This window comes from Schaedlerella arabinosiphila (genome assembly GCF_003885045.1).
Classification (GTDB): Bacteria; Bacillota; Clostridia; order Lachnospirales; family Lachnospiraceae; genus Schaedlerella; species Schaedlerella arabinosiphila.
In genome coordinates this window covers 4,893,000-4,917,352 of sequence record NZ_RHJS01000002.1, presented here as the reverse complement: position 1 = coordinate 4,917,352, position 24,353 = coordinate 4,893,000, and the positions used below count along the sequence as shown (strand labels likewise).

25 protein-coding genes are annotated in these 24,353 nt (G+C 39.5%); 20 read left to right on the top strand and 5 right to left on the bottom strand.

Annotated elements, in window-relative coordinates; translation table 11 throughout:
* Positions 1 to 411: 411 nt before the first annotated feature.
* A complete protein-coding gene (locus EBB54_RS23220; RefSeq protein ID WP_125129170.1) occupies positions 412 to 855 on the bottom strand; it encodes a LytR/AlgR family response regulator transcription factor in 444 nt (147 codons plus the stop codon).
* Between the two features lie 458 nt (positions 856 to 1,313).
* On the opposite strand from EBB54_RS23220, the gene EBB54_RS23215 reads away from it, so the two are divergent.
* Positions 1,314 to 3,707: a hypothetical protein gene (locus EBB54_RS23215; protein ID WP_125129169.1), complete on the top strand. Its 2,394-nt coding sequence runs from the start codon at positions 1,314 to 1,316 to the stop codon at positions 3,705 to 3,707.
* Positions 3,708 to 4,202, top strand: a complete 495-nt coding sequence (locus EBB54_RS23210; RefSeq protein WP_125129168.1) for a hypothetical protein — start codon at positions 3,708 to 3,710, stop codon at positions 4,200 to 4,202. It begins immediately after the preceding gene.
* 554 nt (positions 4,203 to 4,756) lie between these two features.
* On the opposite strand, the gene EBB54_RS23205 is transcribed toward EBB54_RS23210, so the two are convergent.
* Complete coding sequence (locus tag EBB54_RS23205) at positions 4,757 to 5,290, bottom strand: hypothetical protein (protein WP_125130978.1); 534 nt, start codon at positions 5,288 to 5,290, stop codon at positions 4,757 to 4,759.
* 220 nt (positions 5,291 to 5,510) lie between these two features.
* On the bottom strand, positions 5,511 to 6,713 hold the full coding sequence (locus EBB54_RS23200; RefSeq protein WP_243127782.1) for a MarR family transcriptional regulator: 1,203 nt from the start codon (positions 6,711 to 6,713) through the stop codon (positions 5,511 to 5,513).
* A gap of 665 nt (positions 6,714 to 7,378) precedes the next feature.
* On the opposite strand from EBB54_RS23200, the gene EBB54_RS30430 reads away from it, so the two are divergent.
* The 6 genes from EBB54_RS30430 to EBB54_RS23180 all read left to right on the top strand — a co-directional run bounded on the left by EBB54_RS30430 (position 7,379) and on the right by EBB54_RS23180 (position 11,299).
* A complete protein-coding gene (locus EBB54_RS30430) occupies positions 7,379 to 7,531 on the top strand; it encodes a hypothetical protein (protein WP_162307188.1) in 153 nt (50 codons plus the stop codon).
* Positions 7,532 to 7,622: 91 nt separating this feature from the next.
* Complete coding sequence (locus EBB54_RS23195; RefSeq protein WP_125129167.1) at positions 7,623 to 8,585, top strand: ORF6N domain-containing protein; 963 nt, start codon at positions 7,623 to 7,625, stop codon at positions 8,583 to 8,585.
* A gap of 114 nt (positions 8,586 to 8,699) precedes the next feature.
* The gene (locus EBB54_RS32330) at positions 8,700 to 8,843 is read left to right on the top strand and encodes an ORF6N domain-containing protein (RefSeq protein ID WP_334295305.1); all 144 of its coding nucleotides are present in this window, start codon (positions 8,700 to 8,702) and stop codon (positions 8,841 to 8,843) included.
* 86 nt (positions 8,844 to 8,929) lie between these two features.
* Positions 8,930 to 9,220 (top strand): hypothetical protein, encoded by a 291-nt coding sequence (locus tag EBB54_RS31990; protein WP_330554585.1) that lies wholly within the window; start codon positions 8,930 to 8,932, stop codon positions 9,218 to 9,220.
* Between the two features lie 351 nt (positions 9,221 to 9,571).
* The gene (locus EBB54_RS23185; protein ID WP_125129166.1) at positions 9,572 to 9,835 is read left to right on the top strand and encodes a helix-turn-helix domain-containing protein; all 264 of its coding nucleotides are present in this window, start codon (positions 9,572 to 9,574) and stop codon (positions 9,833 to 9,835) included.
* A gap of 120 nt (positions 9,836 to 9,955) precedes the next feature.
* The gene (locus tag EBB54_RS23180) at positions 9,956 to 11,299 is read left to right on the top strand and encodes an MATE family efflux transporter (protein ID WP_125129165.1); all 1,344 of its coding nucleotides are present in this window, start codon (positions 9,956 to 9,958) and stop codon (positions 11,297 to 11,299) included.
* On the opposite strand, the gene EBB54_RS23175 is transcribed toward EBB54_RS23180, so the two are convergent.
* Positions 11,292 to 12,650: an MATE family efflux transporter gene (locus EBB54_RS23175; RefSeq protein WP_125129164.1), complete on the bottom strand. Its 1,359-nt coding sequence runs from the start codon at positions 12,648 to 12,650 to the stop codon at positions 11,292 to 11,294. The two genes, EBB54_RS23180 and EBB54_RS23175, sit on opposite strands and share 8 nt — an antisense overlap.
* Before the next feature lie 123 nt (positions 12,651 to 12,773).
* Here EBB54_RS23175 and EBB54_RS23170 point away from each other — a divergent pair, with 123 nt between their 5' ends.
* Together EBB54_RS23170 and EBB54_RS23165 are read left to right on the top strand one after the other, a co-directional pair.
* Positions 12,774 to 13,301, top strand: a complete 528-nt coding sequence (locus EBB54_RS23170) for a PadR family transcriptional regulator (RefSeq protein WP_125129163.1) — start codon at positions 12,774 to 12,776, stop codon at positions 13,299 to 13,301.
* Positions 13,302 to 13,307: 6 nt separating this feature from the next.
* Positions 13,308 to 13,427 carry a cysteine-rich KTR domain-containing protein gene (locus tag EBB54_RS23165; RefSeq protein ID WP_125129162.1) on the top strand — a complete coding sequence of 40 codons (120 nt, stop codon included), beginning with the start codon at positions 13,308 to 13,310 and terminating at the stop codon, positions 13,425 to 13,427.
* Between the two features lie 167 nt (positions 13,428 to 13,594).
* Here EBB54_RS23165 and EBB54_RS23160 read toward each other — a convergent pair whose 3' ends face one another.
* A complete protein-coding gene (locus EBB54_RS23160; protein WP_125129161.1) occupies positions 13,595 to 14,293 on the bottom strand; it encodes a FadR/GntR family transcriptional regulator in 699 nt (232 codons plus the stop codon).
* A 377-nt stretch (positions 14,294 to 14,670) separates the two neighbouring features.
* Between EBB54_RS23160 and EBB54_RS23155 the strand changes: the two genes are divergently transcribed.
* The 10 genes from EBB54_RS23155 to EBB54_RS23110 all read left to right on the top strand — a co-directional run bounded on the left by EBB54_RS23155 (position 14,671) and on the right by EBB54_RS23110 (position 24,310).
* Positions 14,671 to 15,504: an SDR family oxidoreductase gene (locus EBB54_RS23155; RefSeq protein ID WP_125129160.1), complete on the top strand. Its 834-nt coding sequence runs from the start codon at positions 14,671 to 14,673 to the stop codon at positions 15,502 to 15,504.
* 24 nt (positions 15,505 to 15,528) lie between these two features.
* The gene (locus EBB54_RS23150; RefSeq protein WP_243127900.1) at positions 15,529 to 16,347 is read left to right on the top strand and encodes an HpcH/HpaI aldolase family protein; all 819 of its coding nucleotides are present in this window, start codon (positions 15,529 to 15,531) and stop codon (positions 16,345 to 16,347) included.
* Positions 16,348 to 16,390: 43 nt separating this feature from the next.
* Positions 16,391 to 17,449 (top strand): TRAP transporter substrate-binding protein, encoded by a 1,059-nt coding sequence (locus EBB54_RS23145; protein ID WP_162307187.1) that lies wholly within the window; start codon positions 16,391 to 16,393, stop codon positions 17,447 to 17,449.
* A gap of 47 nt (positions 17,450 to 17,496) precedes the next feature.
* Entirely contained in the window at positions 17,497 to 18,057 is a 561-nt protein-coding gene (locus EBB54_RS23140) for a TRAP transporter small permease (protein ID WP_125129157.1), read from the top strand.
* A complete protein-coding gene (locus EBB54_RS23135; RefSeq protein ID WP_125129156.1) occupies positions 18,057 to 19,334 on the top strand; it encodes a TRAP transporter large permease in 1,278 nt (425 codons plus the stop codon). The genes EBB54_RS23140 and EBB54_RS23135 overlap by 1 nt, the downstream gene beginning before the upstream one ends.
* Positions 19,335 to 19,399: 65 nt before the next feature.
* Positions 19,400 to 20,374, top strand: coding sequence for an N-acetylneuraminate lyase (locus EBB54_RS23130; protein WP_125129155.1), 975 nt, complete (start codon positions 19,400 to 19,402; stop codon positions 20,372 to 20,374).
* Positions 20,375 to 20,497: 123 nt separating this feature from the next.
* On the top strand, positions 20,498 to 22,135 hold the full coding sequence (locus EBB54_RS23125; RefSeq protein WP_125129154.1) for a CTP synthase: 1,638 nt from the start codon (positions 20,498 to 20,500) through the stop codon (positions 22,133 to 22,135).
* A gap of 17 nt (positions 22,136 to 22,152) precedes the next feature.
* On the top strand, positions 22,153 to 23,571 hold the full coding sequence (purF, locus tag EBB54_RS23120; protein ID WP_125129153.1) for an amidophosphoribosyltransferase: 1,419 nt from the start codon (positions 22,153 to 22,155) through the stop codon (positions 23,569 to 23,571).
* A gap of 113 nt (positions 23,572 to 23,684) precedes the next feature.
* Positions 23,685 to 23,900: a type II toxin-antitoxin system Phd/YefM family antitoxin gene (locus EBB54_RS23115; protein WP_125129152.1), complete on the top strand. Its 216-nt coding sequence runs from the start codon at positions 23,685 to 23,687 to the stop codon at positions 23,898 to 23,900.
* Positions 23,897 to 24,310 (top strand): PIN domain-containing protein, encoded by a 414-nt coding sequence (locus EBB54_RS23110; RefSeq protein ID WP_125129151.1) that lies wholly within the window; start codon positions 23,897 to 23,899, stop codon positions 24,308 to 24,310. Before EBB54_RS23115 ends, EBB54_RS23110 begins: the two co-directional genes overlap by 4 nt.
* Positions 24,311 to 24,353 lie beyond the last annotated feature (43 nt).

Genomic DNA, 24,353 nt, shown 5'->3' with positions numbered 1-24,353 from the left:
TTGTTACGTGGATTGACAGTCTTTACATAAGCTGTACGTGCTATGTACGCATCATATACATATGATGTATGTACAGTATACGGGTTGCGCTCGTATTGTACTAATTTTTAATAATGGTATGCATGGTGTACGTACAGCCTATGTATCAGCCTGCGGTCAATCATCGGTTTACGGGGTACAATTACGTAAGGCTGTCGTTGATTGACAGTCGCTTCCGTGTGCTAAAGTAAAAAAACAGCACCCTGTAAAGGTGCTGTGAAAAGAGAAAACTTTAACCAATACCATTTTAACATATGCAGATATACGCTTCAATCGCAGAACTGTGCCATTAAATGTCAATTCCGTGCCAATTCTAAATATTTCATAAAATAGGCCTGCAATTTGTACCAAAACCAGCATAAAAAGTGTGTTTTATCTTAAAACACGGCTGCGTGCAAAAGCTGCCAGAACCTTCGGTGCATAACGCTGGCTCATGTGAAGCTGGATATGATTGGTCAAATAAATAGTGTTGTCGCAAATGCTTTGGATTTTTTCAAAAGAGACAAGGCAGTTTTGCCGGCATCTGATAAATCCATATGGTGCCAGGAATTTCAATTCATCTGCCAGGGAGCCATATTTTTGATAGGTCTCATATCCTGTGTGGATTGTGATGGTATGCGTTTGTATTTCCAGGTAGTAGATATCATCCATTTTAATTCTGGTAACGGCAGCCTTCGTTTTGCATATATACTCTGCCTGGGCTTTTGAATAAAGTTGTAGGGCCTTTTCTAACCCGGAAAATCCATGCTCGTCTAAGAAGGCAATCAGAGAACAGCATAAAGATTCCTTTTGTGTTAATTCCTGTATCCAGTCCATGTTTACACATCCTTTTTTACATCGCTATATATATAAAGACAATCAAAGCACCAAAAACTGACGGTATTTGGTAGAATTTAAGATTTTTTTTATAATGTGTTGCAAAAAGCAGCGGATATGATGTGTTTAGTTTTTATAAGCTAGAAAAAATTGTATAGTTAATGTAAAATAGGAAAAAGATACAAATAAACTATAAATGAGCAGATTTAGACCAGCTTCATAACATATGTCCATAATGTTTGTGGAAAATGTACAAATCGGTATACTTCCAACATACAGAATAGACAAAAAATTTACTCATTTACTATTATTTTAATACTGACGAGAATATAATTATAAACGAGTAGAATAACCCAAGTTCTAATATGAGTTACTAACGAGTCAGGAGTGTCGCTTACAGATAGTTGTAGCGAAATAGATTATAAGGAATTCAAAATTTTATACTAAGGAGAAAGAAAATGGCATGTGAGTATTTGGAGAGAAATATGAAAAATATGAATGCTACTCATTATTTGATTTGTAATCCATATTCAAAATTAGGCAATTCTCGGATGGGGAATAATACGAAGGATAACGAAAAGTGCTTTTTTGAAACTTTTATGGTTATTTCAAATAAAATATATGAAAGAATGGCTAGAATAGCAAATGTATCTTTAGATTCAGCAATGAACACAGTATTTATTACTGGCTATAGAGGATGCGGTAAAACAACATTCTCAAAAATATTACAAGCAATCATAGATAATCGTGTTCAGTTGCCAAGCTTCGAACTAAGTCAACAAGAAGAGATTTCTTTAAATTCGTATGATGAAAAATATATTAAGGAAATTCCCGATTTATACTTAGAAAGCATGGAGAAAATACATGCATTTATATCTGATAAAATGAAAGAAGAAGATCTGGAATTCCCTGAAAAATATGTTGAATTTATTCACGATACTTTAAAAGGGATTAGTAGATATATTAATTTTGAAGTAGGAATTAATCAAGTAGAAAAACCTGTTGAAGAAAAATTAAATAGGGAATTAAAATATTTTATTTCTGATTTGTTAATAACAAAAAATATAGAGTGCTTTGAAAAATTGTATAAGATATATAAGCTTTTACCAAAAAGTTTTGAAATTTTTAAAAGACCGGGAAAAAGAAATTGGGAGAATTTTTTTAAATTAGTTGAAATTAAAATTAGACAAGGTGCTGAATATAATGATATTGAAAATGAGATAGACGATATATTATCTGATTTTAATTCTAACCAATTGCTGTGTATTTTTACATTATTAAATTTAATATATGCAGATAGCCTTAACGAGCATGTTTTTTTGATTTTAGATAATATTGATGTAGTATTTGATATTAGTACTCTTGAGGATTTTACAAGAGAATTTGCACTTTTTGAAGAAAATTTTAGTGAAATATTCCCGGATATATGTGAAACAGATATTTTAACGAATTCTAAAGGGTTTTATGAAGATATAACTTACATTTTTGTAATGCGGGAAACTTCTGCAACACAAGTGTCTGACCATTTTACAGATCGTTTATATGATATTTCTGATCATTTTGATATATCAAAAGATATAAAGAAAAGAAACATCATTGAAAAAAAATATCAATATATTGAAAAAAATAAAAATTTAAATAAACGATTGTATGATGATATTAAAAATATTCGATTACTATGTAAAGACACATATGTTAATGGTACAATTTTTTCGCTATTCAATAATGATTATAAACGGGCAGTGTCATGTTTAACAAAAACATATAAGTATAATTCGAAAGCGATTCATGAAGAAATTAAAATAATGAATTATGGCCATAGTTTTGATAAACATGGTGCTAGAGGTATTGTATATCGTTTGATTTTTAATCATTTTAAAGGAAAGAGATATTTTCACAATTTGGGATTAAATAGGAAAGATTATTGGGTAAATGATTTTACTCCATTTAGAGTAATACTAACCTATTTGAATAATATCCAACCAGAGCATATTGATCAGTTTTTGACTGATGATAGTGATTTGGTTTCTTTACATCAAATTTATGAAGATTTTATAAATATTCTTTCTCCTACATGGAAGCAATCACAACATTTATTAGCGGATGCTTTGTGGTCTATGTATGAATTAAGAAAATCAGAAACTTGGAATCATTTAATAACTTTTGATAGTGTTGCAACGGTTAAAAAGGATATACTTTTTTCTGAATTTAAACAATTTTATGAGGAAAAAAAGATAAGATCTGATATTCAAATAAGAATTACATGTGCAGGAAGAACGTATGTAAATTTTGTTTGTACACATTTTGAATTTTTTGCATGTAGATTTTCTGATATAGATAAACCGCTTTTTTCGGATAAAAATTTATCTTTAGATAGTAAAGGAATATATCAGTTTGAGAAGATTATAAGTCAAGTATATAATGCTGTGACAAAATGTTGTAAAAAATTAAATGATTTTACAAATGACATTTTTATTAATAAACTTAAATATACAAGAGAATCTTTGTTGAAGGAAAAATATGTACATCATAAGGAAGACAGGGCACCACTTTTCCATGAAGAAAGAATTATTCATCAACATATTGGCTATATTGAAGCCTATAGAAAGTATTTAATTGTAAGTAAACATATGGATTGTATACTGATAAATAAAAGAATAGTACCATTAATAGAAAACTATCTTTCTTTATTAAAAGATAATTCTTTGTATGGTTCATCTAGTAAAGAATTATATACGGATTTAATGTATTGTGTTAAATACATAAAGGATACTTGTAATTTTAATAATTGTAGTGATGATATATCTCGAGATGGTGCCATCATTATAAAAAGAAGACAGGGGATAACGTAAATGTCGGACACAATATGCGCAGCAATAATAAGTGGTATAATTAGTATTGTGACTATTATTAGTAGTGCTCTATTTTTATTTGTCAATATAAAGATAAATAGAGCACAGGAAAAGAGAATGTTACAACGAGAAGTTTTTTCAAAATATTATTTGCCAATTAAATTTAAATTGGGCAATATTAATAATGTATATAATTTTGATTCACAATTAGATATTTTTGTTAGGAAATCAAATGATGCATTGTATGAAAAATACAGACAAGATATAAAATATTTGTATGAAAGTTTTCTTGACTGGATTTTGGAAAACCAATATTGTTACTCAAAAGATATTGATAAAAAAATATTTAAAATAGTGGAACATATGCAATTTGTTGTATTGAATTTTGACAATCAGATTATATTAAACCAGTCAAAATCGCAATATCCGTTACCTGATTTTAATGATATTATACAGAATATTAATACAGAATTTGAAAGCAGCGGGTTTATTTGACATTCGGAGATTTAGAGCCGTTAAATTTAACCAAACCAATATTTGCTTTTTATGTATTAAGGGCATTTAGAAGTCAACTTTTGTAAAGGGCGGCTCTGCCCTTTACAAAAGCCCATTTTTCAAATGCAAAGTAAGTTAACCTAAAACAAAGATGCACTCTGGAACGGAATTTCCTGCTCTAAAATATTGGATTGGATGCTCCGAGTTTTCGGAAAGAGAGCAATATTTAGATGGAATATCCATTCGGGGATGGAAGATTCCCATATTATTTCCGCATAATTTAATTCTCCGAAAATGACATATTATAATGTGCTGGCCAACACTATAAGGTATTATTGCATATCAAGTCTGCATTCTTAAAACTGACCGACCCATTTTCAAATCAATATCATTATTAGAATTTATTCAGAACATGTCCTATTTTCAATTGTAATAAAATTAGATTAGCAAGTAGTTTGCAGTTGCTGTTATATGAAAATAGGACAGTTTTATCGTATTAAACTGCACGTCTAATAGTAACAGGCAAAAAGAAATCATCGCTAGTTATTGTTTGCTCATATTAAATCATTAGGAAAAAAAGTATTTAAAATATTTAAAGTTTCTTTTGCGGTATACCCCCAAAGTATGGTACTCAGCGATTCGATTGCCTTATGCCTTTTCCTGTAATAGGTGCGGTAAGAAATATTGGAAATATGTGGCCGCAGCTTCTCTAAGATCTCATTTGTACCGTTCGGCTTTTGGGGAGACAGGAAGGTATAGTAAAGAATCCAGTAATACTGTTCTCCGTGCTTGTGATTGGTTCTAAGCAAATCCACAGAGGAATCCAGCATTTTCAGCATCCGGTTGCTTCGTTCGATACTCTTTGCCCGTTCTTCAATATCATCTCCAGACAGATCGGCTCCTGCAGCATAGATAGAATCAAGGAATTCATCCACACTTGTCCCATATTTTAGCAGGAATTGTGTCTCCATCTGGTGGACTACTACCTTCAGGCTATATGTGGCATCCCGGTATCTTCGAAGAAATTTATAAGTGTCATGAAAGCGTGGATCCTCCTCCGGATTCCAGTCACTTAATCCATTCCTGATATCCCTCTTTCTGGTGGCGCTTTTCTTTAAATTTGGAGTTCCTGTATCGTTCTTTGTTATTCCCCGACCTTTTTTCGCATTTATCTTTGCAATCCCCATTCCTGTTTTCCCCGATTCTGTACCATTCATTCCTGTATTCTTCGATTCTGCACCATTCGCACCTGCATCTTTCCATTTTGCGCTTTGCATCCCTGCATCTATACTGCTTGTATCCTTCATCCTATTCAGCCCCCTTTAGAATCTTCTCCACAACATCTGCATGCTCTTTCAGAATTGGATTCCTCTCCAGATAGTCCTTCTCTTCAGGCTTGACTGTCAGTTCAAACCGATAGGCTGCATTTCCGTAAGGGCAGATAATACTTAGAGTATATATATTTACTATATTCTTGCAGGCAGAGGATAAAGGAGATAATATATAGCGGGTTTTGGGACACTTGCAGCACGGAATCCCTTGTGATTTCAGCATTTCCGCCACTTTTTGGATGATAAACTGCATGTGCGATTTCGGAACGCACGGATCATTTTCTGGAACGATGACCTGTTCTTCTTTCACGACTTCTGAAACGCAAAGTTCTCCCTTGTTTTCTGGTACATGGATTGGTAATTGCATAGTCATAGCGATCTCCTCCTTGTCAATCATCACATCGCTGATATCAAACATAACTGACAAGTAATCATTCAGATAGATCATGCTGCCATGCTTTCCAGTAAATGAAACCAATGTGATGAGATTCATTTCTTCAAATTTCTTTAAGGTACGTGATACAGTTGTCTTGGAATGGCTCCAGCGTTCGCCTAATGTCTGGAAGCTGGTTACCGGATTGCCGGTGTTGTTGCGGTAATACACAACAGGACCAGAATAGGAGCCTTGCACAGACGGATCGTTATAGATGGTATGGATCCACATATCCAAAAGCATGTCCATCTCCGAGCACTTGCCCATGCTGATTAATTCATGGACTTTGGCAATCGGGAAAAAGAAAAAGCCGTCATCCTTCTTGCAAGGGAAATTGTATTCCAGTACAGTATTATCCTTCGGCCAGTCTGTGATCTTAAACTTCACGACTTTCTTATTCTCCAGAAGAGAATATGTGATGCAGTTCTGCTTCTGCAGATATTCTAAGATCGAAACTGCCTGATGCTGGAACCGGCACCGGAACCATGTGCGCAGATCTGCCAAAGTACAAATCCATTCTCCAGGCCCGACAAGATAAGTCATAGTTTCTGTACGGCGGTAGGATGACCTGTAATTTGCATAAGAGCACAGGACTATGTAATAAAAAAGAAAAGAGCCTCCGTTTGTCCGGATGCCCTTGTTAGTGACGAGTGACCGTATGAAATCTCTGTAAATTCTACAGCGTGGAAATTCCACAATCTGTTTCAGCTCTAATTGATAAGTTTGATGATTCTTAATTTGCTCCATAAGTATCTCCTTTGTTTCTTTCAGAATATTTAAGCCTATAAGAAATGAATTGTACCGATGCATAAATGTAGAAACGGTATATCAATTTTCTTGTAGAAGTAGGAAGCCTATGGTAAAATAAACATAAAATAAGCCGCCAAAAGCAGCTTATGAATAGGCGTCCCTGTGCTAATAAGTTGGTGCCAGTACAGAGTTCAACTCTTGTATTTGCTAATAACTTGCTAATTTCACGTCAGAATATTAGCAGATGCGAGAGGGAATTTGAGGATATTCCCTCTCGGTGAAAATTACGAAATGTCCAGGAAAATAGGGGCTTCCGAGGACATTAGAGACGATTTGGCTACACGTAAATTCAATCGGTTAGGATTTCTCCTAAGCGGTAGGCCGGAGGTTCAAATCCTCTTAGCGACGCTGAAAACATCGCCGAAAACATTGATTTTTCAAGGTTTTCGGCGTTTCTCATTTTCCAAAAGAATTTGAACTCATAACAATGTGCGATTAGCAGGAAAATTGAGGTTTTTGCTAATCAAAAGGGCTCTCCTGCTAATCGGAGCAAAAATTATGCTAAAAAGTCTGCTAATTGAAAAGGCAAAAGTTACTCGTTCAAAGAGCTTTTTTCTGGTGTTTCTCTCCAAACTCAAAAGACTATAAAGCCTAATGATGTAATGGATGTATTGATTAGTAGTATTGCCCCTTATGTTGATGTTGTTATCACAGAGAATTTTCAAGCAGACGTTTACAAAAAGGCAAAGAAATTCATTCCGCAGATAAAAGAACTGGAAATATACCGATTAAAAGATATACGGATGAAAGATTGACAGAAAGAGAATGTATAGGAGAAATGGTTAGGACTAATACATAAAGTTTGAGGTTCCAATCTGGTACTTCAAAATGGAAAGGATGATAAAGATGGCAGATATGGAACAAAAAACTTTAGTAGAGATTAATAACAGTGTCCGAGAGCCACATACCGGAACAACTCAATTTGATATAAAAAGCATGATTTTTGTTGTTCGTAATCAACAGGTTATGATAGATAGCGATTTAGCAATGTTATATCAAGTAGAAACTAAAAGGCTCAACGAAGCAGTGAAAAGAAATATAGCTCGTTTTCCAGAAGAATTCCGTTTTCAATTAACCGAAGAAGAAACAGAATCTTTAAGGTCGCAATTTGCGACCTTAAACGAAAATGATGGTCGAGGGAAACATCGTAAATATTTACCTTATGTTTTTACGGAACAGGGAATTGCTATGTTGTCTGCTGTTTTACGAAGTGATGTAGCTATACAAGTAAGCATTAGTATAATGAAATCTTTTGTAGAGATGCGGCGTTTTATAGCTAATAATACTTTGCTTTTTGAACGTATCAGCACAGTAGAATTACGGCAATTAGAATATCAGAAACAGACAGACGAAAAATTAGAGCAGATATTTGAGTACATATCCGAACATGAGGAATCCAGCCAAAAGATATTTTTTGACGGACAGATTTATGATGCGTTCAGTTTGATAGTGAATTTGATTCAAAAGGCAGATAAAGAAATCACTCTCATAGACGGATATGTGGATGTTGGGACATTGAACCTGCTTTCAAAGAAAAAGTCTGATGTTGAAGTTACAATTTATACGAAGAAACAGACGATGCTAACAAAAGCCGATGTTAAGAATTTCAATGCACAGTATCCGACTTTGAAGATAAAATATACCGAAGTATTCCATGACAGGTTTTTGATTCTTGACCGAGTAACAGCTTATCATGTAGGAGCGTCTTTGAAAGATGCAGGAAAAAAGTGTTTTGGAATCAATCTAATTCAAGATGCAGGCATCATCAAGGACATCCTGCAAAGATTGGAACTGGAAACAGAGAAATGAGAAACTCTTTGAGGCCGCAATTTATGACCTCAAACAAAACTACAAACAGCTTAAACTATTCTGGGATTAGTTGTGAAATGCAGGTATTAATCGGGAAAGACTTTACAGCGTAACATTTCAAGGTTTCCAGAAAGATTCCGATTTCAACTGACGAAAGAGGAATATGAAAACTTGAAATCACAATTTGTGATTTCAAGTTTGGAGGATGATATGGCGGGCGTAGGAAACTGCCATTTGTATTCACAGAACAAGGAATAGCAATGCTTTCAGCTGTTTTGCGTAGTGATGTTGCTATTCGAGTAAGCATTAGAATTATGGACACTTTTGTGGAGATGCGGAAGTATATGGCAAATACATCTTTGTTGTATGAGCGGTTAAATGCAATAGAGGTTCGCCAGATAAATTACCAGACGGAAACAGATGAGCGTTTTGAGAGAGTTTTTGCGTACATATCTGAACATGAGGAATCCAGCCAAAAAGTATTTTTTGATGGACAGATTTACGATGCGTTCAGTCTGATAGTAAGTCTAATTCAAAAAGCAAAGAAAGAAATTACTCTGATAGACGGATATGTAGATGTTGGGACATTAAATCTGCTTTCAAAGAAAAATTCTGATGTTGGGGTAAAAAAATAGACGCTCAGTTCTGAACGCCTATAAAGGAAATACTTATTAACTTTTTAGTCTTCGGCTGGATGTTTTGAAAGATAACGGGAATAATCTGTGTCAAGCGGCTGCGGTCGCTAAGAAAAAATTGATTTCCCAGAAAAAGTATGTTACAATACTTCAATCTTTATGTTTCATTTGTTACTGGATTTACCGAAGGAGGTGTTTGGTAATGGACTTTCGGATTCAAAATTGTTCAGATAGTGAATTTTCCCATGCAGAATAGCAGAATGCAACGGTCTGTATGGGTTAAGTAAAAGTTGCATGGTCTGCTGATTCTGCACTTTATTTAATCATATTAAGTAAAGGACGGAAGAAATTATGGAATATTTGAATGCAGCAGATGTGCTTCCGAAGAAACTTCTAAAGGAGCTATCCACTTATGTGAATGGACAATTATTATATGTTCCATCAACAGAGAATAAGAAATCATGGGGAAGTAAAAGCGGATCAAGGCAGTATTATGAACAGAGGAATAGCAATATTGTGGAACTGTATCAAAAAAATACAAGTATTGACGAGCTTTGCGAACAATTTAATCTATCCTATGATACGATTCGTAAAATAATAAAAGTTAATTTATAGGGCTTTATCCATAAAGGGTAAAGCCCTTTTTTCATCGGATAAAATGGTTATATCTATTTTATGTCCTTCTTTTCTTTCATTACAAGACCTATAATAATGCAGATGAAAGGAGAGGTAAACATGAGTACACAAACAAATATGACACGGGGCAATCCTACAGAATTGCTTTTGAGTTTTGCCATTCCCCTTATGTTGGGGACAATTTTTCAGCAGTCCTTTATCCTTGTGGATAGAATTATTGTAGGGCATTTAATAGGTGCAAATGCTTTTTCATCAGTAGGAGCAACTGGCTCTATATCAATGGTATTCACTTCACTTTGTCTGGGGATTGCGATAGGTTCTGGAATTGTTGTTTCGCAGTTTTACGGGGCAAATGATGAAGATGGGACGGCATCCGCAATTAGAAATGGGACGATGATCAGTATATTAAGCACCATAATTGTTTCAATTCTAGCATTAGTTGTTACAAGGCCAATTCTCATATTGCTGAATACGCCAACTTCTTTGCTGGAGGATTCTATTAACTATATGTCAATATCTATGTGTGGCTTGATTGTAGTAATTCTTTATTATATACCATTCAGTATATTGCGTTCATTGGGTGACGCAAAATCACCGATTATTTTTTTGGCAGTTTGCAGCATATTAAATATCGCTTTTGATTTAATATTTGTTTTGGTATTCTATACTGGTGTAGGAGGAACTGCCATAGCTTCATTGCTGGCACAGGGAATAGCAGGAATTTTATGTTTCATTTATGCTGTAAAAAAATATTCCTATTTTGAAATGGCGTTAAAGCAGTCAAAATTTGACAGAACTATTGCAAAACAAATCTTGATAATTTGCATACCGATGGGATTCCAGTATTCATTTATTTATCTGTCAAGCTGTATTTTACAGTGGGTAATCAATGGATTTGGAACGAGTGTAATAGGGGCGTTTACGGCGACAAGCCAGATAGAAAATCTAATCCAACAACCTTTTACAGCATTGGGAACAGCGATGGCAACCTATACAGGACAAAATATTGGGGCGGGAAAGACTGACAGAATAAAACAGGGATTATTTTCTGCTTTGAAAATATGTGCGGTATATTCGTTGTTATTACTATTGGTATTTTGGGGCTTTGGAAGAACAATTATGAATATCTTTGTATCTGATACGACTATTATTGAAAATGCAGTACGTGGTATCCATATAACCAGTATATTTTTTATTGCACTTGGAACAGCTCAAATACTCCGTTATCTATTGAATGGAGCAGGAGATTCCGCTTATTCAATGGTGAATGGAATTATTGAAATTGTTTGTCGGCTTGTATTTGTTTTCTTATTGACAAATATATCTTTCATAGGTCAATGGGGAATTTGGTGGACAACAGCACTGACATGGTTCTGTACAGCGCTGTTTGCTTTTGGGCGTTTTATGAGTGGTAAATGGAAAGACAGAGGTATTGTTAAGTGAAAAAATCTATCTCATTCAGTTTTTTGTGGAGTGGTATCGCCATGAATACCGTTATGACTGCGGAAAGCACATCGGCAATCGGCTGGGCATACATAATTCCATTTAGCCCCCAGACAATCGGAAGAAGCAGGATAACGGGGATAAAGCAAATCCCCTGCCTGCAAGCTCCGAGGATAAAGCCCTCTCTGCCTTTTCCCAGAGCAAGGAACAGGGAAGAATACACCGTATAAAATCCAAAGAGCATGATGGAAATGCCGTTTGCCCTCAAAGATGCTGCCCCGATACGAATCATCTCGGCATCCCCTTTTGTAAACCTCGAAACGATAGCCGCAGGGAACAGAGCCAGTATCACGCCAAAAATCACACAGAAAACAGTAGACCACAGGATGGAAGTCTTGATTGCTTCACGCAGACGGTCAAACTTCTTCGCCCCGTAACTGTACCCTGCAATGGGCTGAAAGCCTTTGATGAACCCGAATACGGACAAGCTGACCATTGAAATAAGTCGGGTGACAACGCCCATACCTGCAATGGCAGAATCCCCGTAATCGCCAGCAGCATTGTTGATTAAGGAAATGGACACGCTTGTTAAAATCTGGAATACCAATGTTGGAATGCCGATTTTGAAAATCTCAGACATGGTTTCTTTTGTATATGTGCAGTCCTTAACCCGAAAATGGAATACGCTTTTTTTCCGAAAAATATAGGTCAGATATACGCAGGTTGAAACGACTTGTGAGATTGCGGTCGCGATCGCCGCTCCTGCCACGCCTAAGTCAAACACATAGATAAACAGCGGGTCTAAGGCAATATTGAGTACCGCACCCGTCAGCAAGGCACACATGGTTGTTTTGGCAGATCCCTCGCTTGTCACAATGTTATTCATGGTGACATTGAATACATTGAAGATGCAGGAAACAATGTAAATGCTCGCATATGTGGCGGCAAAGGGGAGGATGCTGTCAGTTGCCCCCAAGAGCTTCAGTATGGGATGCAGGAACACCATAGAAATGATAATGATGACCGCCCCAACGGACACGCTGCTGTATAAAGCGGTACTTGCCACTTTATCCGCATTTTCCTTATCCCCACGACCTAGCAATCGGGAAATGTAAGAAGCGGCACCGTTTCCGAACAGCAGACCAAGACCGACAACGACCTGTCCGAGCGGATAGACCACGGAGATTGCTCCCATCTGGCTTTCCCCTAACCCGCCGACAAAATAAGCGTCAACAAGGTTGTAGAAAGCATTTACCAACATACCAATCATTGTTGGGATGCCCATTGCTAAAAGTGCTTTTGGTATGGATGCACTGCCGAGCAGCTCCATCTTTTTACTTTGACTGTTCATTTTGAACTCCTTTCTCTTAAAAAATAATATTATTTATACTACTATAATTTATAGTAATTGCGTTGCAGGGATTATACTACTATAATTTACAGTAGTTGTCAATAGAAAAAGGAGGGACTTTGAATGGCGACCATTGACTTGATTGTATTGGGAATGTTGAAACGGGAATCCTTGAGTGCATACGATATTCAGAAACTGGTGGAATACCGCAACATTTCAAAATGGGTAAAAATCAGCACACCATCCATCTATAAAAAGGTGATTCAGTTGGAAGAAAAGGGGCTTATCACAAGCCGCACGGAGAAAGAGGGAAAAATGCCCGAAAAGGCGGTATATTCCTTGACAGATGCAGGAAATGAGGAATTTGAGAAACTGATGCTCGAAATATCCTGCAAGCCGATTCACATATTCTTGGATTTTAATGCGGTTATCGTTAATTTAGAAAGTATGGAAAAAGAACAGCAGAGGGAATGTCTGGATCACATTGAGAGCAATATCAATGTGCTGAAATCCTATCTTGAGGAGAACATAGATTTAAAAGAAAATGCCCCCGATATTCCTGCCACGGGTATGGCAGTCTTGCATCAACAGTTTTTGTTGGTGCAGGCAATTGAAGAATGGATCGCAACACTAAAAAAGGAATTGGGATAATTTGATATGGATAAGACAGAATGGATATTATGCCCTCTCTGCGGGAATAAAACCCGCAACATGGTTTGGGAGGATACTGTTCTGAAAAACTATCCTCTCTACTGCCCGAAATGGAAGCACTTCTAAAATCGTTGGAAAAAAATTTATAAAGATGATAGGCAGTCCTCAAGATTGCTCGTTTTCTTTTTGGATTTTCTTTTAGTGATTTAGCGATATTGTATCAAGTGAAATCTAAGAAAAATAAAGATAGCAGTCACCCTTCTTTCAAGAGTAACTGCCACCTCTTTTTGCTTTTAGGAATTGAATTTACTGTTTTCAAGATCTTTTGCCACTTTTTTTATGTGCTGCTTCATCCTTTTTTCGCCTAATGCTGTATCATGCGTCTCGAAAGCTTTAATGATCGCGTCGTGTGCAGGAATAAAGTTATCAATATTTGATTTGATTTTAAATGTATGCTGACGAAATTGCAGCAGATGACGAGTAATGATATCGTTGATTTCAATCAGCAGAGCATTGCCTGTAATATGAAATATAATACGGTGAAATTCCTCGTCATATTGTGCCAGTGCGGCAGCGTCCAGGTGTTCAGCCGATTTCATAGCTTCAGTTTGGTTTTTCTTAAGCATATTCAGTTGGTTATCATTACATTTTTCAATTGCAAGTTTTGTGGCAAGGGGTTCAAGCGCTGAACGTATAACGATTAAATCCTGTAATTCCACTTCGTTGGTTGCAAACCAATCGGATAGAGAATCTGTCTGTATTGGGGTCTTTCCCTTTATAAAGGTGCCTAAACCTGGCTTGATTTCTAAAAATCCCTGTGATATCAGGATCTTTACTGCCTCACGAACAGTTCCCCGCCCTACTCCCAGCATAGCGCATAAATCTTTTTCGCTGGGAAAACGGTCACCGATCTTGACGGCGTCATCCAAAATATAGGAACACAGATTTTCTAATACTAACTGAGATGCGGATTTTTTTGTGATTATTTCCATAATTGATCTATTTTCCTACTCTTAAAATTTGTTCCCATTTAAACATAAATAAAATACAAATTATTTAAGCCTGCATCAACAAAAGCTTTTTCAGCCGTTTATCAAGCTTTCCATGTAATTAACATATCATATTTCAAAATTTTACGCAACATAATACAAAAATAATTCAAAAAAAATGGGTAAAAATCAGGTTTGTTACTTTTTGATTTTCCAAAATCTTTCCTGAAAACGAATTAAATTTTTAGCATAATGCACAATTTTCTGATCTAACAAATGTGGAAATTGTATATTGACTATAAAAAGAACATACGATATTATATAATCAGACGTCCGGACATCATACCACCTAGAAGACGTTGCGAAAAGGAGGAAATTCTATGAGGGATGAATTGTTTGATGTAACAGATAAAATTTGTATTGTCACCGGGGGGCTGGGGCAGATAGGCCAAAATTTTACGAAAGCCCTGTATGAAAGGGGAGCAAAGGTAGCCGTTTTCACAGCCCATCCTACTCCGGAGCGTGTAGAACGGATTTTTCCTTCTGATCAATATCAGAAGGAGCGCTTCAAGGCAATCAAGGTAGATATCAATAAGAAGGATACCATAGAAGCAGCTTTGGATGAACTGCAGGAGCTTTGGAAAGAAGTTCCGGATGTATTAGTTAACTGTGCCGGAATTGATACTCAGCCCAGCGCGCCGCCCGAAGTGTCCGGACCTTTTGAAAAATTTCCGGAGGAGGTTTTCAGAGAAGTAGTGGATGTAAATCTTGTTGGCACCTTCTTGATGACTCAGGCAGTCGGCGCAAGAATGGCAGAGGCCGGCAAGGGCGGTTCGATCATCAATATCGGCTCGATCTACGGCATGGTTTCGCCTGTTCAGGACATTTATGCATATAAAGAAGAGCAGACAGGCGTCCCATTTATCAAGCCGGTAGCCTATTCTGCCGCTAAATCCGGTATTTATAATCTGACAAGATACTGTGCAACTTATTGGGGTAAAAAAGGAATCCGGGTAAATACACTGACACCCGCCGGAGTTTGGAGAGACACACAGGATGAGGTCTTCATCCAGAACTTTACCTCCAGAATACCTATGGGACGTATGTCACGTGAAGACGAATACAATGGAGCGGTTATTTTTCTTGCATCCAGGGCATCATCATTTATGACGGGGGCAAATTTGGTTATTGACGGCGGCTGGACGGCCTGGTAAATAGTAAGGAGGAAATGAGTGAAAATGAAAAACAAAATCTATGAAAACCATTTAAAAGAAATTATGAGAGAGAGGCCCGTATTTGGTGTGACGATTTATTCCGGCTGCCCTCAGTTTATAGAACTTCTCGGATATGCAGGCTTTGATTTTGCTTTTATTGATGCAGAACATTGTCCCTGGGAGACGACGGGATTGCACGAGGCTGTTCTTGCGGCAAGGTCCGTAGGCATAAGTCCGTTGGTAAGGGTTACCAGCCCTGATATGATAGAAATCCGTAAAGCCCTTGAGATGGGCGCTGAGGGTGTGATTGTTCCTCATGTACGTACGGTTGAGGAGATGGAGATCTGTGTAAAGGGCGCGAAATTCCCTCCGATAGGGCGCCGTGGTTTTGATGTCAATGTACGGGCGGCTCAGTATGGTTTTGATTTGGGCGGGGTAGAGTTCTATGAGGAGGCCAATCGGACAGAACTGGTAATACCAATGGCCGAGGACTTTGAATTTACAGATCAGTTGGATGAAATGATGTCTGTTCAAGGTATAGATGCAATTAATTTTGGGCCTGCAGATTTCTCTATGTCTCTGAACTGCAAGTCCAATACCTCAGGCGAAAACTCTTTTTATGATCTCAATGACAGTCCTGCAGATGTCGCTATGAAAGAAATTATCGCCAAGGCACGCTCCAAAGAAATAGGCGTTATGGCTCCTGCCGTTCCTCCTACTTATGAAAATGCAAAAAAACTGATAGACAAGGGTGTGAATATGGTTATTATGGGGAATGATCTTGGTAACTATGCTGCAGCACTTAAAACAATCCGTGACGAGACACTTGCAAAATTCAAGTAATTTACTAGATCCTGTGAAAAAGTCTGAAAGGAGAAAATTTATTATGAAGAAGAAAAGTTTGGTTATGTTACTTACTGCAGCCATGATGCTGACTGGGCTTACCGCTTGCGGAAAGCAGAATACTTCCGGCAGTTCAGAGTCTGACAGTTCAGAAGATAAGGCTGTCACTATTAAATTAGGCTTTACCCACAGCAATCCGGATCGTGAGGTGGATGACGAGGTTATGTATGCTGAGACTTTTAAGGAGTATGTGGAGTCTAAATGTGATTCTATCAAGGTGGAATTATATCCTGGAAGTGCGCTGGGAAGCCAGGCGGATACAGTAGGAGCTGTTGCTTCAGGGACTGTTCAGATGACCATTCAGAATTCCTCTCAGTTGAATAATTATGATGAAAGTTCTCTGATCTTCGGCATGCCCGGTATATTTACCGATATTGAGGAGACGAACAAGGTTGTGGACAGCGATTGGGCCGAAGAGATCTTAGAGGATATAGCGAAAAACACGGGTATCCGTGTGCTGGGCAATTCCTGCACCGGTATGAGAAGCTTTACCTGCAAGGGGCGTGAGCTGCGTACAGTAGAAGATGCAAAGGGACTGACATTCCGTATACCGGAAAGTGCCATTTATACGGAGATGGTAGAGGCTATCAGTGCGAATCCCGTTCCTATGCCGTCCTCTGAAATGTACGTAGCTATGCAGAACGGCGTGGTAGACGGTCAGGAAAATCCAATCCAGAATGTTGTAATTGACAAAACCTATGAGGTACAGGACTGGTATGTTCTTGACAATCACACCCCTACGGTTATGAGCTATATGATAAATGATGAGTTTTACAATGGACTGTCTGAAAATCAGAAAGCTGTTATAGATGAAGCAAATGAAGAGGCTACCAAAAAAGCAAGAGCGGTTACTGAGAAACTGGAGGCCAGCGGAATTGCCACATTGGAGGAAAACGGCATGACTGTCTATATCCCCACGGAAGAAGAACTTAAGGGCTGGCATGATGCTTATGGCCCGGTCTGCGAAAAGTATATGAGAGAAGAGGTCGGTGATGAGCTGGTTGATTCGCTTCTCGATCTGCTGGCTGAGATTCGTGGATAAACCGGTTGGGGCAGGTAACAAATGTTTTACAATATTTGGAGGGAAATATGAAAAAGCTATATTTTACATTGAATAAGGTATCCAACGTAATCTGTAAAATATTAAGTGGTTTAATTGTGGCAGTTGTTATCATTAATGCGGGGTCGGTTCTTTTACAGATATTGAACCGTTATGTCATTGTAAAGGTATCCGACCTTTCATTCCCCTGGACAGAGGAGCTTTCTCGTTATTCTATGATCTGGCTGTGCTATCTGGCGCTGCCCATTGTCTATAGAGAAGGTTCTATGGCTCAGTTGGATCTGATCTTTGACCGCCTTGGAAGGAAAGGCAAAATGGCATTATATATTCTTACCAGGATTCTTTGCCTGATTTTTATTGTGATTGCCGTTTATTTTGGTATTCATGTAGTACGAACCCGGATTATGTTCACATCTTCTATGCTCCATGCGCCCGGATATATGCTGTACTCTGCACCGATATTCGGCTGTATCCTGATGGCATACGAGATCGTTACAGAGATGATAGGCGTTTTTTCCGGCATTCTTGAGCCTTTTTATGCCGGTGAAAAAAGACAGTATCCGGATGTTAAGAAAGGAGAAGAAGTCTGATGATGGTTTTATTGCTAGTTCTTTTTCTGATTATTATATTAATCGGCACTCCGGTTGGATTTGCTATGGGGACTTTGACAAATATTTCTTTTAGTTTCCTTGGCGGAGATCAATCAATGATTGCTCAGAAACTGTTCTCTGGTATTGACACATATACCTATGTATGTATCCTGCTGTTTATTCTGGCGACAGATTTGATGTCGGTGGGCGGAATTACAAGTGCAATCGTAAATTTCTGTGAAAAACTGGTGGGTCATATCAAAGGCGGATTAGCCCATGTGAATGTGTTGGCCAGTATGTTGTTTGCAGGTCTGTCCGGCTCCGCCATTGCAGACGCCTCCGGACTGGGCCCTGTAGAAATCCAGTTGATGACAGATGGCGGATATGACAGGGACTTTTCGGCGTCTGTCACCGCTGCCAGCGCGATTATAGGACCGATTATTCCTCCGTCTAATATTATGATCATTTTTTCCGGCTGTATCGGAACTGTATCGGTTGGAAAAATGTTTCTGGCAGGCGCGATACCAGGAGTCTTTTTAGGAATCGCATATATGGCAATCTGTTATTTTATGGCTGTCAGATATCATATGCCGTATCGGAAAAAACGTTCCAGCGCGAAAGAAATCCTTCGATCGCTGGTAGACACACTGCCGGCGCTGCTGCTGCCGATTATCATTATGGGTTCCATTATCAGCGGTATCTGTACCGCCACGGAATCAAGCGCTCTGGCTGTTGCCTATGCAATGATTGTTTCGCTTTTGAAGAGAAGGCTTACATGGAAAACATTTAAAGAATCCTGTATCCGTTCTGCAAAAGCTACTGCCAATGTCCTTTTTATTATTGCTGCGTCTACAGCGATGGGGTGGGCTATCACTACGCTTCAGATTGCACAGACCCTTGCGGCATTCTGTCTGGAGTTTATTACAAGCAAATTTATGTTTCTTCTGTTTATGAATATCCTGCTGCTGATTCTTGGAATGGTTCTGGATGCTACCCCGGCCATCCTGCTGATGGTTCCTATTCTTTGGCCGGTTGCTCAGGTCTATAATATTTCAGATATCCAGTTTGGTATTATCATGTGCCTGAACCTGATGATTGGAAATCTGACTCCGCCGGTGGGAATGATGCTGTTTGTGATCTCTAATGTTGGAAAAGTAAAACTATCGGCGCTGTACAGGGGGATTCTGCCTTTTGTAGGAGTAGCGGTGGCTGTTCTGCTGATCGTTACATACGTGCCTGAGGTTTCTACATTTATTCCGAATTTATTAATGCCATAGATTAATGAATGGATGCTGACCAGGGAGACCTGATTCTGTTTGAATGAAAAGGAGTGTTGTCTGTTATGAGAAATAATAAGCTGTTTCATGAAAAAGAAAAGCCCCACGTTATTGCCGGCAGCAATGAGCGGGGGTCTGAGAGTAGCCTTGAAGAAAGCGTAAAATCGGAGCAATTTTCACGCATCTGGTCGGCTCTGATCACTCCCATGAATGAAGATGAAAGTATCAATTATGAGGCGCTGGAACGTATTGTTGAACTGCAGATGCAGGATGGTGTCGAAGGGTTTTATTGCTGCGGCTCCTCCGGCGAGGGTCTGCTGCTTACCTTGGATGAGCGAAAGCAAGTAGTGGAACATGTTCTAAAGGCTGTTGACGGCCGGGTACCTGTCATTTCACATGTGGGCACCATTCGAACGAAAGATGTTATTGAACTCACACGGCATGCCATGTCTGCCGGAGCGATGGCAGTGTCCATGATCCCGCCTTACTATTATAAATTTTCTATGGATGAGATCATAAGCTACTATGAGGATGTGATCCGAGCTGTACCCGGAGTGCCTGTGATTGTCTATAACATTCCACAGTTTACAGGGGTGGAATTTTCAAAAGATAACGCCGGCAGGCTGCTGTCCAACAGGAATATCGTGGGTATTAAACACACATCCACCAACCTGTATGCTTTAGAACGGATTGGACAGGCTTTTCCCGGCAAAGCTTTAATCAATGGTTTTGACGAACAACTGCTGGGTGCATTGTCTATGGGCGCCTGTGCTACCATCGGGACAACGGTGAATCTTTTTGCACCCTTGTTCCAAAAGGTGAGGGACGCGTTTCAGGCGGGCAATATGGCTGAAGCGTGCCATTGGCAGCATGCGGTCAACCAGCGGGTGGAAGCTGCCGTGAAAGTGGGGATTTTTAACGCTATGAAGTACGGCTGGACTTTGCGGGGAGTGGATTGCGGGGCCTGCCGCTCACCATTCAGGCCGTTGGATGAAGCTTCCAAAAGGATTGTAGCCGATTTAATGGAAGAAAAGGATTGACAAATAATCATTCAGGGTGTATCATCCAAAACGTAAAGGCAAGGAAGTCTTTTGCGGTGCAGAAAAAGCGCCGTAAAAGTCATCCTTGTTTTTTTATTTTTAAAAAAAGGAAGCGAAAAAATTATGACAAAATATATTTTTGTGACCGGAGGTGTGGTATCTGGTCTGGGAAAAGGGATTACGGCAGCTTCTCTCGGACGGCTCTTAAAGGCGAGAGGAATGAAGGTAGCGGCTCAGAAGTTAGATCCATATATTAACGTAGATCCCGGCACCATGAGTCCTTATCAGCATGGCGAGGTGTATGTGACCGAGGATGGGGCAGAGACGGATCTGGATTTGGGACATTATGAAAGGTTTATAGATGAAGATTTGAACCAGTATTCCAATCTGACCACAGGAAAAGTCTACTGGAATGTATTGAATAAGGAACGCAGAGGGGAATACCTTGGTTCCACGGTTCAGGTGATCCCTCATATTACAAATGAAATCAAGGAATTTGTGTATCGCGTGGGGAAAAAGACAGACGCGGACGTGGTGATTACGGAGATAGGCGGAACCATCGGGGATATTGAATCACAGCCTTTTTTGGAGGCGGTGCGTCAGATTTCCCTGGAAGTGGGCGGAGAGAACAGCCTGTTTATTCACGTGACATTGGTTCCGTATTTAAACGGTTCCCAGGAGCATAAATCAAAACCGACGCAGCACTCGGTCAAAGAACTCCGCGGAATGGGCATAAATCCGAATATTATTGTTCTGCGTTCCGACAAGCCGTTAGAGGAATCCATCTTTCAGAAAATTTCTCTCTTCTGCAATGTAAAACCGGATTGTGTCATTGAAAATCGGACATTGGAGAACCTTTATGAAGCTCCCTTGATGTTGGAGAAGTCCGGGTTTTCCTCTGTTGTGTGCAGGGAACTGAACATAAAAGCGCTAAAACCGGATTTGACAGATTGGGAAGAGATGGCAAAACGCATCCGTTTACGTTCAGAGGAAGTTCACATAGGATTGGTTGGAAAGTATGTAAAACTTCATGACGCATATCTGTCAGTGGCGGAGGCGATGAACCATGCAGGATATGAACTGAATACATTTGTAAAAATTCACTGGATTGATTCGGAAAATATCACGAAAGAAAATGTAAATGACCTGTTAAAAGGAATGAATGGGATCATTGTTCCGGGCGGATTTGGAAACCGGGGCATAGAAGGGATGATTTTATCGGCGAAATATGCCCGCGAAAACAGGATACCTTACTTTGGAATCTGTCTTGGTATGCAGATTGCAGTCATTGAATTTGCAAGAAATGTATCTGGAATTGCGGACGCGCATTCCGGGGAATTTGACGAGCAGTGCCGTCATAAAGTCATTGATTTTATGCCGGGACAAAGCGAAGCGATTGACAAAGGCGGGACGCTGCGTCTTGGAAGCTGTCCCTGCAGGATTAAGGCGGGAACAAAAATGGAACAATGCTATGGTGCGGAAATCATACATGAGCGCCATCGTCACCGCTATGAATTTAATAATCAGTACCGCAGAGAACTGACGGAAGCCGGGCTTGTGATTGGCGGCACGTCGCCGGATGACAGACTGGTCGAGGCGGTAGAGCTTCGCAGGCATCCCTTTTTCGTAGGTGTGCAGTTCCATCCGGAATTTAAAAGCCGTCCCAATCAGTCACATCCGTTGTTTAAGGGATTTATTGCGGCTGCATTAGATCAGGCCGGGAGCTGCGGCCGCGCCTTTAGTGCAGAATACTCTATATAGCAGGGGGGGATTAGGTTATGGCTATTCATGAAGAATGCGGCGTATTCGGAGTGATGGGTACAAAAAAGGAACATATGGCAGGCATTGTTTATTATGGGCTGTATGCCCTGCAGCACAGAGGACAGGAGAGCTGCGGGATTGTCGTGAATGATGACGGCGTATTTTCTTCCTATAAAGATCTGGGGCTTGTCAGCGAAGTATTTTCTGAAGATACATTCACCCATTTTCCGATGGGAAATATGGCGGTGGGACATGTAAGATATGGAACAACCGGAGGAAATACGAGAAATAACTGCCAGCCTATTGAAGTCAATCACCAGAAAGGAAAGCTGGCGCTGGCGCACAATGGAAATCTGAGCAATGCATTGGAGCTTCGCGATAAGCTGGAATTATCGGGAGCCATTTTCCATACAACCAGTGATACGGAAACCATCGCTTATGTGATTACGAGAGAAAGGCTTATGACGCCAAGCATTGAGGAAGCAGTCAGCAATACCATGAACTTACTGGAAGGCGCTTATTCGCTGGTGATGATTTCTTCCACAAAGATGATTGCGGCAAGAGATCCATATGGGTTTCGGCCGCTTTGCTACGGAAAGACGGCGGACGGGGCATATGTGGCTGCATCCGAAAGCTGTGCGCTGTCAGCGGTAGGAGCAGAATTTATCCGTGACGTGCTGCCGGGAGAGATTCTCGTGTTTACGGAAAACGGTGTGGAATCAAGGCGGGAACACTGTAAAAAACAGAGACGGAGAACCTGCATTTTTGAATACATCTATTTTGCAAGACCGGATTCTGTGATAGACGGCATATCCGTACATGAATCCCGGATGAAAGCCGGAGAATTACTGGCGGAGAGCTATCCAGAATGGGCGGATATCGTGATTGGCGTTCCAGACAGCGGATTGGACGCGGCATTGGGATATGCGAAAAAATCCGGTATTCCCTACGGGATCGGCCTGATCAAAAATAAATACATCGGTAGGACATTCATTTCTCCAGGACAAAATGAACGGCTGGATCAGGTCAGGATTAAGCTGAGCCCTGTCAAGAAGGTGATTGATGGAAAAAGAGTTGTACTGATTGATGATTCCATTGTCAGAGGGACGACCAGCAAACGCATTGTAAAGCTTTTGCGTGATGCCGGAGCGAAAGAGATCCATATGAGAATTTCCGCTCCCCCATTTTTATATCCCTGTTATTACGGCACGGATATTGATTCTGAAGAAAATCTGATTGCATGCCATCATAGTACGGACGAGATTGCAAAGATCATCGGAGCAGACTCTTTGGGATATTTACCGATAGAAAAACTGGATCAACTGATAGACAGTGAGGATTACTGCGCCGCCTGCTTTCAGGGGGATTATCCGACCAAAATTCCGGCAGACCTGCGTAAGGACCGTTTTGAAAGGAAGCTGTCTGAGCGGGTGTAGATGGCCAGTAACAACGAAACACCTGTCAGACTGATAATTTCGAACAATTTTATTGCTGAAATCGTTCGAAATCGGTATAATAAAAGTAACATAAAGTGAAGGAGGGATACTCAATGTCAATTACTGCTACAGAATTAAAGCTTAATCTCAGCAAATATCTGCTGCTTGCTGAAAAAGAAGATGTTTTTATTACAAAGAACGGAAAAGTAGTTGCAAAACTGACGAATCCGTTTCAGGATCGGGTCAGTATGGCGAAGTCATTGTTTGGCAGTGTTCCCGCTGAGATGACACTTGAAGAAGCACAGGAAGAAAGGCATAATAAAATATGAGGGCATTGATAGATACCTGTATTATAATTGATGCGCTGCAGAATCGGGAGCCTTTCTGCAGAGAGGCCCAGGAGGTATTTCTGAGAGCGGCAAATAAGCAGTTTGAAGGGTTTCTGACTGCGAAATCTGTTACGGATATTTATTATCTCACACATAGATGCACACATAGCGATAAAGATACAAGACAGATCCTGAATAAGCTGTTTTGCCTGTTTGGGCTATTGGATACAGCGGGAATAGACTGTCTCAAGGCAGTATCGTCCAATCTTTCAGATTTTGAGGATGCGGTTATGGCAGAGTCTGCAATCCGTGAGGAAATGGATTGTATTGTTACAAGAAACCTTGGTGATTATAAAAATGCAGCTCTGCCGGTATATAGCCCTGAAGAATTTCTATTAAGCATGGAATAAGTCTGCGATCCAGCAACGATGATCTCCCAACCCTTTCATCAGA